The organism is Chryseobacterium sp. BGARF1 (assembly GCF_001677955.1).
Classification (GTDB): domain Bacteria; phylum Bacteroidota; class Bacteroidia; order Flavobacteriales; family Weeksellaceae; genus Chryseobacterium.
In genome coordinates, this window is the sequence record NZ_LELA01000199.1 from 1 (window position 1) to 299 (window position 299).

At 31.4% G+C, this 299-nt stretch carries 1 protein-coding gene; it reads left to right on the top strand.

The features are described from left to right. A partial coding sequence (locus AB671_RS21550; protein ID WP_185116246.1) for a transposase occupies window positions 1-299 on the top strand: 299 nt, incomplete at both ends.

The following is a 299-nucleotide window of genomic DNA, read 5'->3' on the forward strand; positions in this document are numbered from 1 at the left end:
AGCTATTGAACAAGAAAATAATCTTTTGGTGGAAGCAAAACAAAAGAAACAAAATCCTCAAATCGATATTTTCCTAAACGGTGATACTAGAAAGCAACTTTTGGCAAGAAGCAGATATTTGCTTTATAAAACCAGAGAAAAATGGACTTCATCACAAAAACAGAGGGCAAAAATATTGTTCTCAGAATATCCCGATTTAGAAAAAGCCTACAATTTATCAGATGGACTTAGGAAAATTTACAATCAAAACATTGAAAAATCAGTTGCAATGTTAAAGTTAGCACATTGGTTCAAAGAAG